Below are 13312 nucleotides of genomic sequence, written 5' to 3' on the forward strand. Positions count from 1 at the left end.
TTGGGCTCAGTGCGTATACTATCGTGTGAGATTAAAGCGAGGTGAGCATCGTGCAGCAATCCGTAACGCAGCGTAAAGGTCAAATTAATATCGTCCTCCGTCAAACGGAAGTTCTTCAGGAGACGGCGGATGCCGCGCTTAGTGAAGCAACGAAAAAGCATATGCCGCTTGAACGGATTCAACAGGAGATGGAACAGTTAATCGGGTTAAAGGAAATGAAGTATTTATTAAAAGAAGTCTACGCATGGCTCTATGTAAACAAGTGTAGAGAGGAAAACGGGTTAAAACAAAATACGCAGGCCCTTCACATGATGTTTAAAGGAAACCCGGGGACTGGGAAAACAACGGTTGCCCGCCTGTTAGGAACGCTTTTCCTTGAGATGAACGTTCTTTCAAAGGGGCACCTGATCGAAGTAGAGCGAGCGGATCTTGTCGGAGAATATATTGGCCATACCGCTCAAAAAACGAGAGAGCTTGTCAAGAAAGCAAAAGGCGGCATTCTTTTTATTGATGAAGCGTATTCGCTTGCCCGTGGGGGCGAAAAGGACTTTGGAAAAGAAGCGATTGATACGCTTGTGAAGGCGATGGAAGATCATCATAAAGATTTTATCCTCATTCTTGCTGGCTATTCAGATGAAATGGAGCACTTCCTTTCGCTAAACCCAGGGCTTCCGTCTCGTTTTCCACTTGTGATTGATTTTCCGGATTATTCAAATGAACAGCTTCTTGAGATCGCAAAGAAGATGGCGGCAGAAAGGCAGTATCGGTTCTCAAGAGAGACAGAGTGGAAATTAAAGCAGAGCTTTATCAAAAAGCGTGAGCGGGAAACAAATGCGTTTAGCAACGGTCGGTTTGTTCGAAATATCATTGAAAAAGCGATTCGAAAACAGGCGGTTCGTTTGCTACAAGCAGACGTCATTGATCGATCGGCACTTGAGCTTCTTTTACCAGAAGACATCCCTATAGAAGATTAAATGCGCATCTGGTATGATGAGAACAGACTGATTGATAAAGGCAGGGAACGTACATTTGAATAAAGAAAGAATTGAAGCAGCTGAACCAGCGATTCTAATCGGGATTCAGCTTCAAAACCAAACAGATGAACAGTTTGCATATACGATGGATGAACTGGCGGCATTAACTAAAACCGCAGGCGGTGTCGTGGAAGGCACGCTCTCACAAAAGCGGGAGCGCATTCATTCGGCGACCTTTATAGGGAAAGGGAAAGTCGAGGAGCTAGCTTCCTTAATTGAAGAAAAAGAAGCAACAATCGTTATTTTCAATAGTGAGCTCTCACCAAGTCAGCTTCGGAATTTATCAGAAGCGTTAGACGCACGTGTGATTGATCGAACACAGCTCATCTTAGATATTTTCGCACAGCGAGCGAGATCACGAGAAGGTATGCTTCAGGTTGAGCTCGCTCAGCTTCAATACATGCTGCCGCGCCTTGCAGGACAGGGAACCTCCTTATCAAGGCTTGGAGGCGGTATCGGGACAAGAGGTCCAGGTGAAACAAAGCTTGAGACAGATCGTCGTTACATCCGGAACCGCATCACGGATCTGAAGCGTCAGCTCGACAATACAGTTAAACACCGTGATCAGTACCGTGCGCGACGAAAGCGCAATGAAACGCTACAAGTGGCGCTAGTTGGATATACGAACGCAGGGAAATCGACCATTTTCAATCGCCTAACAAATGCCGATTCATATGAAGAGGACAAGCTTTTCGCAACGCTTGATCCGATGACGAGGCAGCTGAAGCTTCCGAATGGCTACAACGTACTTCTAACAGACACGGTAGGATTTATTCAGGATCTTCCGACAACGCTTGTCGCTTCGTTTAAATCAACGCTTGAAGAAGCAACAGAAGCGGATTTGATTCTTCACGTTATTGATGCCTCGCATCCTGACAGGGAGCGTCATGAAGAAATCGTGTTAAAGCTATTAAAGGATCTGAAAGCATCTCACATTCCAGTGCTCACCGTATTTAATAAAATTGATCGCGCCGATCCGTCTGTTCAAAGCAGCGTCAATGAGCAAATTCTCATCTCAGCTCTAAAGCAAGCTGATTTGAAGAGATTGAACGACCGTTTGCAGAGCGAAGTCTTAAAGCAAATGGAATACTTCTCGATTTCGATTAACGCCGATCAAGGTGACAAACTAGCTTACTTGCAGCGAAACACCGTTTTAATCGAACGAGAGTGGGATGAAGAGAAGGATCATTACAGATGTAAGGGATATGCCCCAGCGCATTTATACGAACGTATCATTAACGAGTGGAACAACGATTAGGAGTAGAAGACTATGTTTATGAATTTTACACATCAAGAAGAACTAAAATCGCTATCGCAGAAAGCGGAAGAGAAAATCCAGCCAGCATTAAAAGAAATCGATGAGCGCGTTGAAGCGAACCAATACCGCGTTCTCGAGGCCTTTCACAAAAATCGTATTAGCGACTTTCATTTTACTCCATCTACAGGCTACGGCTATGACGATGATGGTAGAGATACGCTTGAAAAGCTTTATGCCGATGTTTTCGGAGGAGACGCGGGGCTCGTTCGCCCGCAAATCGTCTCTGGTACGCATGCGATTTCAACTGCCTTATTTGGCATACTGCGACCAAACGATGAGCTTCTCTATATAACAGGTGCACCGTACGATACGTTAGAAGAAATCGTTGGCACACGTGGAGAAGGTAATGGTTCATTGAAAGACTTTCACATTGGCTATCAAGCGATTCCATTATTGGATGAAGCAGTGGATTATGATGCTGTTCGAAACGCGATCACAGCCCAAACAAAAATGATTGGCATTCAGCGCTCGAAAGGCTATGCGAACCGACCATCGTTTACGATCTCTGAAATCGAAGAGATGATTGATTTTGTAAAATCAATCAAGGAAGACGTCATCGTTTTCGTTGATAACTGCTACGGCGAGTTCGTGGAAGAGCAGGAGCCTTGTCACATTGGGGCAGATCTCATTGCAGGATCATTAATTAAAAATCCTGGCGCAGGTATCGTCAAAACTGGTGGTTACCTTGTAGGGAGAGAAGACTTGATTGAGCTTTGTGGCTATCGCTTAACGTCCCCTGGGATCGGACGGGAAGTTGGCGCTTCGCTTTATTCTCTACAAGAAATGTACCAGGGGATATTCCTAGCTCCGCACACGGTTGGGCAAGCGGTAAAAGGCGCTGTGTATAGCTCAGCCCTACTTGAAGAAGCTGGATTTAATACAACGCCACATTGGAACAGCAAGCGAACGGACCTCATTCAATCGGTTCAGTTTGATGATAGAGAGCGAATGGTCGCATTCTGTCAGGCGATTCAGGCGGCTTCTCCGGTGAATGCGCACGTTCGTCCGGAACCGGCTTATATGCCAGGATATGAGGATGACGTGATCATGGCAGCGGGTACGTTTATTCAAGGGGCAAGTCTTGAATTGTCAGCTGACGGACCACTCAGAGCTCCGTATGTTGCGTACGTTCAAGGTGGGCTCACTTTTGAACATGTGAAAATTAGCGTGCTTTGTGCCGTAGATGATTTATTGAATAAAGGTTTGATTACTGTCTCATAGGGTATTTAGGTAGGGATTTATTCCCTGCCTTTTTTTTGTTCTAAAAAGCATGTGAGATTACCTCACGCACTTTAACACGATAACGTGAATGTTCGTGTATGATGAGTGTAAGTGAAGAAGGGAGTGGCAATTTCGAATGTTAATGCGATTCTGAATTTTTGAATTGCTTCGAAATGTACTCATTTGACGAGTCGAGCATAAGGAAAGCACACATAAACTCGTACAGGTATTCTAGCGGATTCACTAAAATCTTTTTATTTCTTAAGGAGGATTCATTTTACATGTCGAACAAATTCACAGCAGACGATATTAAGAAAATGGCGCAGGACGAGAACGTTAAGTTCATTCGCTTGCAGTTTACTGACCTACTAGGAATTATTAAGAACGTTGAAATTCCGGTTGATCAGCTTGAGAAAGCTCTTGATAATAAAATGATGTTTGACGGTTCTTCAATCGAAGGTTTTGTACGTATTGAAGAGTCTGATATGTATCTTTACCCGGATCTAGATTCATGGGTAGTCTTCCCATGGTCATCTGAAAAAGGAAGAGTAGCTCGTCTTATTTGTGACATCTACAGCCCGGATGGTACGCCATTCGAAGGGGATCCTCGTTCAGTTCTAAAACGCGTTCTAAAAGAAATGGAAGAGCTTGGTTTCTCTGACTTCAACATTGGACCAGAGCCAGAATTCTTCCTATTCAAAATGGACGAAAACGGTGAACCAACGCTTGAACTAAACGACAAAGGCGGATACTTCGACCTAGCGCCAACAGACCTTGGTGAAAACTGCCGTCGTGATATCGTTCTTGAGCTTGAAGACATGGGCTTTGAAATTGAAGCATCTCACCATGAAGTAGCTCCTGGACAGCACGAAATCGACTTTAAATATGCTGATGCACTAACAACGTGTGACAACATCCAGACGTTCAAGCTAGCGGTTAAAACGATCGCTCGTCAGCACGGCCTACACGCAACGTTCATGCCGAAGCCACTATTCGGTGTTAACGGATCTGGTATGCATGCCAACATGTCCCTCTTCAAAGACGGAGTAAATGCATTCTACGAGCCGAAAGATGAGCTTGGCCTAAGCGAAACAGCACGTCAATTCATCGCTGGAACAATGAAGCACGCTGAAGCGTTCACAGCAATCACGAACCCGACGATCAACTCTTACAAGCGTCTTGTTCCTGGATACGAAGCTCCTTGCTACGTAGCATGGTCTCTTCGTAACCGTAGCCCGCTTATCCGTGTTCCTGCTTCCCGCGGAATCAGCACACGTATCGAAGTACGTAGCGTAGATCCATCTGCGAACCCGTACCTTGCAATGGCAGCATTACTTGCAGCTGGACTTGACGGCATCAAGAACAAAATGACGCCACCAGCTCCAACAGAGCGCAACATCTACGTGATGGATAAGCAAGAACGCGTTGAAGAAGGCATCACAGACCTTCCAGCAACACTACACGATGCGCTTGAACTTCTTAAGAAAGACGAAGTGATGATGAAAGCACTAGGCGAGCACGCAGCCGAGCACTTCATCGAAGCAAAAGAGATCGAATGGGATATGTTCCGTACGCAAGTACACCCTTGGGAACGCGAACAGTATATGACGACTTATTAAGATATAAGAATGACCCCTCGACACGGTTGTGTTGAGGGGTTTTGTTTTTGAGTTTTTCAGAATTGCTGCGAAGGTTTTCGTAATTCATACTAGAATATAAGAACTGAATTGTAATTGAAATATATTTAAAGCAGCATACCCCATCAAAATAGAATAGGAAATGCCGCTTTTTATAATGATCATATTTATATTAGAAGAGTGTATGAGTAGTCTGTATCATAAGAACAGTACTATTGATGACAGATGCAATAGAAGTTTGCTTGTTTTAAGCTCAAGAAATGATCTAAATTACTATTCTTGATGCAACCTCTCCTCTAACTAGCTCATAAGTCCGATACCCACCATCAAGATTAACCGCCTCAAAACCATTCTCCCTAAGAATACGCGTCGCAATATACCCACGTAGTCCAACCTGACAATGAACATAAATCTTTTCATCCTGCGGCAGTTCATGAAGCTTACTCCGTAATTCATCCACTGGAAGATTAATAGCTCCTTTAATAAATCCATTCTTGAATTCTGATGGAGTTCGTACGTCAATAAGCGTACCGCCGTTTTCCACAATTGCATCAATCTCATGCCACTGAACGGTTTCAATCATACCTTCAACGATGTTACTTGCTACATATCCCGCCATATTCACCGGATCTTTCGCTGAAGAGTAAGGAGGGGCGTAAGCAAGTTCTAAGTCAGGCAGGTCGAGAACGGTTAAGCCTCCTTTAATCGCGGTGGCGATGACATCGATTCGCTTATCTACGCCATCCTTACCGACTGCTTGAGCACCGAAGATCTTTCCGGTTTCTTTATCAAAAATAAGCTTCAAGGCAATAGGGGAGGCGTTTGGATAATATCCTGCGTGTGAACCTGGGTGAACGTGCACAACTTCATAAGCAATGCTAAGGCTTTTTAAGGTCTTTTCATTATTACCGGTCGTTGCAACGGTGTAGTCAAACACTTTGGCAATGGATGTTCCGAGTGTCCCTTTATAAGGTGTTTTTTTGCCGTAAATGTTATCAGCAACGAGGCGTCCCTGTCTGTTTGCTGGCCATGCTAAAGGAATCATGGTTGGTTGCTTATTAATGTAACATTTTACTTCAATGGCATCACCAATCGCATAAATGGAAGGATCACTCGTTTGGAGGTATTCGTTTACTTGAATTCCGCCTCGTGTTCCTACAGATAAACCGGCATGGACAGCTAGTTCATTTTCAGGGCGGACGCCAATTGACAAAATGATCAGGTCCGTAGCGATTTCTTTTCCGCTTATGGTGAGCACTTTCGTTCCATTGCTTTCGAACGCCTTTACTCCGTCATTTAAAATCAAATTAATGCCTTTATTCATAAGGTGCTGGTGAACGATTGCGGCCATTTCATAATCGAGTGGTGGCATAATTTGATTTGCCATTTCAATTAGAGTGACGTTCATGCCAAGGTCGCTCAAGTTTTCAGCCATTTCAACCCCGATAAAGCCACCGCCTATAACAACAGCTTGTGATGGCTTCTCTTCATCAACATAAGATTTGATCCGATCGGTATCAGGAATATTGCGAAGCGTAAAGAGTGCCTTTGCTTCATTGAGCCCAGGGATCGGTGGCACAATCGGACGCGCTCCTGGTGAGAGAATCAGTTGGTCATACGTTTCCTCGTAAGTTCGACCGGATTTTAAATCGTGCACAGAGATGGATTTTTTTGCACGATCAATTCGTGTGACTTCGCTCAAGGTACGAATATCAAAGTTATACCTTGCTGTCATGCCTTCTGGTGTTTGGACGAGTAGTTTCTTGCGGTCTTCAATCGTTCCACCTATATAGTAAGGGAGCCCACAGTTGGCGTAAGAAATATACTCACCTTTATCAAACATAACAATTTCTGCGGTTTCATCTAATCTCCTTAAACGAGCTGCCGCTGTTGAGCCACCAGCTACGCCACCAACAATTACAATTTTCTTACTCATATGATCGTCTCCTTTTTAATTACCTATAGGGGTATTTGACTCTTTTATTATATTTCATTATTGTGGGGAAAAATGTGATGGTTCTCACATTTAATTGAATGATGTCACATCTAGTAACATTGAAAATGCTTTTTGTAAAAGTTATCATTCAGGCTTAATCACAGTGAAACCACATGATCGAACTTTTCTGTTAGACTAGGTGAATCGGCTCGAAGAAGTGTGGAAATCACACGGCATATAGGTTACTAGTAGTTACATATCATAAATTTTTATTTATCTATCAAGTTGCTAAACTTCAGCTAGAATCGGTAGGAGGAATTTACATGAACAAATCTAGATTAACCGCACGAAAATATATTGCTTCATCTACTTTGGTGGCCGCGATGGTCTTTTCTCCGGTCTTAAGTGAAGGAGCATTTGCTAAGGTCGACTCAAATGATGTGAAGCAAAGCGATTCAGCTAATTCATCAATCAATGTTCTGATCGGGGACCGTGGCGAGGCTGTTACGGCACTACAAACAGAACTGGAATCTCTCGGTTATTATTCATATAACTTGGATGGTATTTATGGTCAGATTACAGAAGATGCCGTTGAAGAATTTCAAGAAGACGAGGGACTTACTGTAGACGGTATAGCTGGACCTGAGGTTATGGGTGCACTATCCTCAAGTGAATCCGAAGCGACTGAAACGTCAGATGACGCTCCTACTGAATCCGTTTCCGAATCCGAAGTGGTTTCCATTGCGGAAAGCTTAATTGGAACACCATATGTATGGGGCGGCACGACTCCAGACGGGTTTGACAGCAGTGGGTTCATCCAGTATGTGTTTAACGAAGCTGGAGTCGACTTATCAAGAACGGAACGTGATATGTGGAAATATGACGGGACAGAAGTAGAGTCTCCAGCGATCGGGGATGTTGTCTTTTTTGAAGGCACTTATGATGTAGAAGGAGCTTCACATAGCGGAATCTATATCGGCGACAACCAAATTATCCACGCAGGTAGCGGCGGGGTGGAAGTCACTGATCTTAGCTACGATTTTTGGCAAGACCATTATTTAGGCGTTAAGTCATTCAAATAACCATCATATAAGGCCAGCGTGATTTCTAAATAATCGCGTGGCTAGTTCAAGAGGGATGCTAATCATTTCATAAGATGATTAGCATCTTTTTTTCGCGGTTCATTGAGCGCTGCATGAAATCTTCTCATTTATTTACAATCGTCATCTGTATGGATATCATAGATATTGAGAAAAGATATCTTGTGTAATGAAAGTGAGATTCAATCATGTCAAAACATCACGCACTACAAAACATCTATCAAAGAAAGTTAGCGGTAAGCGTTGCTTATATTGTGTTAGTGTCCCTTCTTACGTCAATGCTATTTTATCCGGAAATGTCATACTTCCATGGTGTGAACCATCTATTCTTTGAAATATTTTTAGCTATCTACATTTATGGCATTTGGGCTTCTTTGTTAAGTGACGTCTTAGCCTCGATTCTATCGGATCGAACTAGAATACGAGAGGTGTATGGATCAGCGTTCTTTCATATCGGGGCTGGAGCACTCTTTGGCCTTGGGACCATGGCTATCGCTGTTTCGTTTTTCTTATTGGATCGCTTTTTCATGAAATACATAAAAGTAAATTGGACGATCCCTTTCATATGTTTTGGAATTCTAGTTCTCATTTTTATTCTAAACTTGAATAACTATTTTCCGTCTTAGTTAAAAGATCAGTAGAATAATCATAAACAACTATGGAGGTTAGTTATGGATTACATACAGCACCTACGTTCTATGGTGGGTCACGAGAAAGTCATTATGGTCGTAGCGGGGGCGATGGTTTTTGATGATGAGAATCGATTGCTGTTACAGCTTCGCACTGATAGCAAGTCATGGGGACTGCCAGGTGGATTTATGGATTTGAATGAATCGGTTCAGGAAACGGCAAGACGAGAAGTATTTGAAGAGGCGGGACTTGTGTTGAAAGACATGTCGCTGTTTGGAATCTATTCAGGTCCAGATAAAGAGAAGACGTTTGGTAATGGCGATCAGGTGTCACCAGTTCAAATTATATTCCGCTGTCATGATTTCGAAGGTGAGCTACGGGGAAGTGAAGAGTCGTTCGAGACAGCATTCTTTTCACTAGGTGATCTTCCGGAAAACCTCTTCAGTGAGCACAGACTTATGATGAATGATCTTGTAAGTGGTAAGGAGCAGCCTATCATAGGGTAATAGAAATGATTCAAGTAAGGCAACATAATAGAGGTTGAATGTGCAATAGTAAGAGAGATTCGCTGTCTTTTCATTATTTGATATAGTGATCTTCCAACAAATCACTTCAATGAGTATATAGGAGGGAATTCAATGCCAAAGCGGAAAGTATCCGTATACATCGCAACTAGCGTTGACGGCTACGTTGCAACAGAAGACGACTCACTCGACTGGCTTTTTAAAGTTGATCCAGAAGGTGACGCGGGTTATGGGGAGTTCATGAAAGATGTTGACACACTCATCATGGGGCGACGTACATATGACTGGATAATGGAACAAGAGAACGGGGTTAACCCGTATGAGGGTAAAGCTTCCTATGTGTATACGACTCAATCACGAGAAAACACAGACGATGTTACATTTACATCGGAAGACCCTTCTTCATTATTGAGTAGATTAAATGAGCAGGGTGGAGAGACAGTCTGGCTGATCGGTGGCAGTGTATTGGTTCATGAATTTCTTGAGAAGAATTTGATTGATGAATTCATTATCTCGCTTGCACCAGCATTAATTGGAAAAGGAATTCCACTATTTCAACACAGTGAGATCAAGCATGACCTGGAGTTAACCGATGTGCGCCAGTATGGTCAGTTTGCACAGCTTCATTATTTAGTTAAAAAAGGATAATGTAAGATATTGAAAAAGCCGTTCAATCAAATTGTCCAAAAATGGTTTGGGCACATTGATGAACCGCTTTTTTTATGCGATTTTGATAAGAAAATGCTTGAAGGACGCAGTTTATTGGTAAAAATATGGTATTGTTTAATAGTAGATGAATGGGATTATGAAAGTGATTCGAAAAAAGTTATTGGAGTGTTTTTTTGTATTTACTACTATCGATCTTTTTAGCCTCTATTTTAGGACTCATTTTGATGATGACAGGTCCACTAGTAGGTGGTATTGTAGCGTTTGGCATCGTTGCTGGTTGCCTTTTCCGTGGACTGTATCTCCTTCATGACATCCATCACAGAGTTTCTAAGATTACCCCAGAAAGAGATAAAGTGAAAGAAGCTTATCAAAAGTACCTAAATGAGCGTGAAAGCTCTTCCTCTTGAAGAAGTTGATGAGAGCCTAGCTTTAAATATTGGGTAAGTAAGTAGGATAAAGATTAGAATTGGAAGATAAGGTAGAAGCACATTGTATCTCATCTAAGAATATCAAAGAATGGAGTAGTGGTAGTTTGGATAATGGACCTTCCTTGTTGATCTTTTTGATGACAATCATATTGTTGGGCATCACTGTAGGATCTTTCGTATTATTTATAAGACGGCTGCTGATTAATTCAAAAGTTAATCATAAGCGAACGAAAAATGTTGAAGAGAAGCTCGATAGGATTATCGAGTTGCTAGAAGAAAAATAGTTAAAATATGTCCGTATGAAGAAGTGGAAGCTTGAGTAAATCTGATTGTGGCGTGTATGCGCGCAGTCTTTTTTCTATTTCTGTACAACGGTGATCGAAAAGGAATGAGAAATTCCTAGTTCCTTAAAATAAACAAGAAACAACTGTCACGCTATTTAGTTAAAGAACGATTCATTAGGAAGGCGTGATTTCTATGACTCTGTTAAGAAAAGTTAATTTGTTATTGGCAATCGTAGCAATAGGAATGGCTTTCAATCATTTTTTTATTTTGCCTAACGCGATTTCTAGTCAAGTCTTTATCTCATTTTTGTTTGTCATGTTTCTACTGTTTGGAATCGAAAAAATAAGAGAAGAAGAACAAACTAAAAAAATAGCCAATACATACATTGTTACAGCGGTTATACTTTTCATTCTGTTAATGACTGATTTATTATAAAAAAATATAAACTAATGGAAACGCCTGCGTCTCAGAACAGAGCTTATTTCATAACATAGTAAACTATAATTAAATTATGTAAACTAGAAGGGGTGATTATATGCCGGACTGGTCCTACCATGTCATGTTTAAACCTTTTCTATCAAAATGGAGTCCCGAAGCTTCAAGAGAGTTTATTCATCAGTCCATGAATCGTATCGCTTCACTTCCAGGTGGACAGCATCTCATTCATTTTTTAGGAAGAGAAGAGGTAGCGGGTGAGCTGATGGTTAAGATCGAAGACATTACTTTTCCAGGCTGTGTGGGTCTATCAGGCAAAATTGATCCTAGACTTTCTGGTTTAAAAGGATTTAGCCATTTGGGGTTTGGCTGTATTGAAATTGGTCGGATTACGAAAGAGCCATCTGAAGAATACACGAAACCAACGAGGCTACAAAATGGAAGTATTGCTTTTTCTGAACAGGGAGAGAGAGCGGGCCTTGCAAAGACGCTTCAACGGTTAGATCAAGCCAAGTTGGTTCAGCCCGCTATGTTCCAGTTAAGCGGTACAAGCGTTGAGCTGATTGAGATCGCTAGAGCTTTAAAACCTTATAATGGTGTTTATGAAATCCATTATAATGAAATCGATTTTACGAATATGGATGTGCTGAGGTCCATTCGAGAATGGAAAAGCATTTATGTTCGAGTGCCAGGTAATCAAATTGAAAAAGCTGACTTGGATTCTATTTCTCCATACATAACGGGTGTTGTGATTGATGAAGTGCAAGGTTTAGATACGTTAGCAAACCTTGCGATACATAAGGAAGCGTTAGCCTATTGTCAAAAAGAATATCCTTCATTACGATTGGTGACCGTGGGTGGAGTGAAAGAGCCAGAAGATGCTCTACAGCTAGTGAAGCACGGTGCTGATTTGTTGTTCTTATCTGGTGAATATGTCGAAGCTGGGCCAGGGTTGCCTAAGAGAATTTATGAAGCGATGAACGATAGTGCATTTGAAGAAGAAAGTCGTGGATGGAAAGATTATTTCTTGTTTGGATTATTTATCATGATCGGTGGCATGATTGCTTTAATGTTAAGTCTCACTTCGATCGTTTTACCATATGATGAAAGGTTTATGCGGCTAACTCGTGAGGAGCTGTTGCTCTTTAATGAACGACTCTTATGGTTTATGGCACATGACCGAATGACGTTAGCTGGAACGATGATTTCTGGTGGCATTGTTTATATGACGCTGTCTTATAACGGAGTTAAGTACGGAATGTTGTGGGCAAAGCAGGCGATTGATATTGCCGCAATTATCGGTTTTCTAGGCATCTTGCTTTTCATTGGCTATGGGTACTTCGACTGGTTACACTTGCTGTTTTGGATTGTGTTATTACCCTTTTACTTTAGAGGATACGTGAAAACGAAAGGTATAAAGAGAACGCCAAAATCACGAAACCGTCGGAATGACCAGGCATGGCGTAAAGGCGTTATTGGGCAATTTTGTTTTGTTATGCTTGGATTTTCATTTGTTCTTGGTGGAGTGATTATTGCCGGAATTGGTGTGACAGGGGTTTTTGTCCCAACGGACTTACAATACATCTGCATGCCAGCGGATCTCATTCAGTCCTTCAATGATCGATTGATCTCAGTCATCGCCCATGACCGTGCTGGATTCGGAGGAGCGATGATTAGCGTTGGATTGTTAGTGCTAATGTCTGCTCTCTGGGGCTTCCAATCGGGGAATTCATGGCTATGGTGGATGTTTCTTATAGGAGGATTACCTGCGTTTGTAGCAGGAATTTATGTACACATTATGATTGGCTACACGACGTTTATTCACTTGCTTCCGGCCTACATCGCTCTTGCGCTATTTTTTGGAGGGTTGTACTTTTCAAAACGTTATTTGATGGGGAAGCATTCATATTGAAGAATTAGATCTGGAATTTCAATTGTTCAATGGGGTCCTATTTTAATTAGAAGCTGAAGTTCGCTTTAAGGGGCTTCAGCTTTTTTAAATGAATTATTTTCTAATTTCATCCTAAAGTCGTAGAGAAGTTCATTCATTGTTCTAACGCTATGACGCTGGAGAAAGCTTAAAATATACGTATGT

At 42.0% G+C, this 13312-nt stretch carries 12 protein-coding genes; 11 read left to right on the forward strand and 1 reads right to left on the reverse strand.

Annotated elements, in window-relative coordinates; translation table 11 throughout:
- Positions 1-47 precede the first annotated feature (47 nt).
- The 4 genes from spoVK (at position 48) to glnA (ending at position 5192) form a co-directional block, all read left to right on the forward strand.
- A complete protein-coding gene (gene spoVK / locus IQ283_RS18025) occupies positions 48-974 on the forward strand; it encodes a stage V sporulation protein K (RefSeq protein WP_242057429.1) in 927 nt (308 codons plus the stop codon).
- Positions 975-1029: 55 nt separating this feature from the next.
- Positions 1030-2292, forward strand: coding sequence for a GTPase HflX (hflX, locus tag IQ283_RS18030; protein WP_242057377.1), 1263 nt, complete (start codon positions 1030-1032; stop codon positions 2290-2292).
- 12 nt (positions 2293-2304) lie between these two features.
- Positions 2305-3573 (forward strand): aminotransferase class I/II-fold pyridoxal phosphate-dependent enzyme, encoded by a 1269-nt coding sequence (locus tag IQ283_RS18035; RefSeq protein WP_194221476.1) that lies wholly within the window; start codon positions 2305-2307, stop codon positions 3571-3573.
- 281 nt (positions 3574-3854) lie between these two features.
- Entirely contained in the window at positions 3855-5192 is a 1338-nt protein-coding gene (glnA, locus tag IQ283_RS18040) for a type I glutamate--ammonia ligase (RefSeq protein WP_194221477.1), read from the forward strand.
- A 283-nt stretch (positions 5193-5475) separates the two neighbouring features.
- On the opposite strand, the gene IQ283_RS18045 is transcribed toward glnA, so the two are convergent.
- Positions 5476-7146 carry a CoA-disulfide reductase gene (locus tag IQ283_RS18045; protein WP_194221478.1) on the reverse strand — a complete coding sequence of 557 codons (1671 nt, stop codon included), beginning with the start codon at positions 7144-7146 and terminating at the stop codon, positions 5476-5478.
- Between the two features lie 323 nt (positions 7147-7469).
- Between IQ283_RS18045 and IQ283_RS18050 the strand changes: the two genes are divergently transcribed.
- From IQ283_RS18050 to IQ283_RS18080, 7 genes are all read left to right on the forward strand, one after another.
- Entirely contained in the window at positions 7470-8228 is a 759-nt protein-coding gene (locus IQ283_RS18050) for a C40 family peptidase (RefSeq protein WP_194221479.1), read from the forward strand.
- Between the two features lie 206 nt (positions 8229-8434).
- Positions 8435-8872 (forward strand): hypothetical protein, encoded by a 438-nt coding sequence (locus tag IQ283_RS18055; RefSeq protein ID WP_194221480.1) that lies wholly within the window; start codon positions 8435-8437, stop codon positions 8870-8872.
- Between the two features lie 45 nt (positions 8873-8917).
- Positions 8918-9382: an NUDIX hydrolase gene (locus IQ283_RS18060; RefSeq protein ID WP_194221481.1), complete on the forward strand. Its 465-nt coding sequence runs from the start codon at positions 8918-8920 to the stop codon at positions 9380-9382.
- Positions 9383-9514: 132 nt separating this feature from the next.
- Complete coding sequence (locus tag IQ283_RS18065; protein ID WP_194221482.1) at positions 9515-10048, forward strand: dihydrofolate reductase family protein; 534 nt, start codon at positions 9515-9517, stop codon at positions 10046-10048.
- A 194-nt stretch (positions 10049-10242) separates the two neighbouring features.
- Entirely contained in the window at positions 10243-10476 is a 234-nt protein-coding gene (locus tag IQ283_RS18070) for a hypothetical protein (protein WP_194221483.1), read from the forward strand.
- Between the two features lie 155 nt (positions 10477-10631).
- A complete protein-coding gene (locus IQ283_RS18075; RefSeq protein WP_276511851.1) occupies positions 10632-10781 on the forward strand; it encodes a DUF4083 family protein in 150 nt (49 codons plus the stop codon).
- A 536-nt stretch (positions 10782-11317) separates the two neighbouring features.
- Positions 11318-13129 carry a dihydroorotate dehydrogenase gene (locus IQ283_RS18080; protein ID WP_194221484.1) on the forward strand — a complete coding sequence of 604 codons (1812 nt, stop codon included), beginning with the start codon at positions 11318-11320 and terminating at the stop codon, positions 13127-13129.
- The last annotated feature ends 183 nt before the right edge of the window (positions 13130-13312 follow it).

Source organism: Pseudalkalibacillus hwajinpoensis, assembly GCF_015234585.1.
Taxonomy (GTDB): domain Bacteria; phylum Bacillota; class Bacilli; order Bacillales; family Guptibacillaceae; genus Guptibacillus; species Guptibacillus hwajinpoensis_B.

What these genes read in the sequence shown, in the direction of transcription:
- IQ283_RS18065 (WP_194221482.1), top strand. Translation starts at nt 9,515, where the DNA reads ATGCCAAAGCGGAAAGTATCCGTATACATCGCAACTAGCGTTGACGGC.
- glnA (WP_194221477.1), top strand. Translation starts at nt 3,855, where the DNA reads ATGTCGAACAAATTCACAGCAGACGATATTAAGAAAATGGCGCAGGAC.
- IQ283_RS18055 (WP_194221480.1), top strand. Translation starts at nt 8,435, where the DNA reads ATGTCAAAACATCACGCACTACAAAACATCTATCAAAGAAAGTTAGCG.
- IQ283_RS18050 (WP_194221479.1), top strand. Translation starts at nt 7,470, where the DNA reads ATGAACAAATCTAGATTAACCGCACGAAAATATATTGCTTCATCTACT.
- IQ283_RS18045 (WP_194221478.1), bottom strand. Translation starts at nt 7,146, where the DNA reads ATGAGTAAGAAAATTGTAATTGTTGGTGGCGTAGCTGGTGGCTCAACA.
- IQ283_RS18035 (WP_194221476.1), top strand. Translation starts at nt 2,305, where the DNA reads ATGTTTATGAATTTTACACATCAAGAAGAACTAAAATCGCTATCGCAG.
- IQ283_RS18060 (WP_194221481.1), top strand. Translation starts at nt 8,918, where the DNA reads ATGGATTACATACAGCACCTACGTTCTATGGTGGGTCACGAGAAAGTC.
- IQ283_RS18080 (WP_194221484.1), top strand. Translation starts at nt 11,318, where the DNA reads ATGCCGGACTGGTCCTACCATGTCATGTTTAAACCTTTTCTATCAAAA.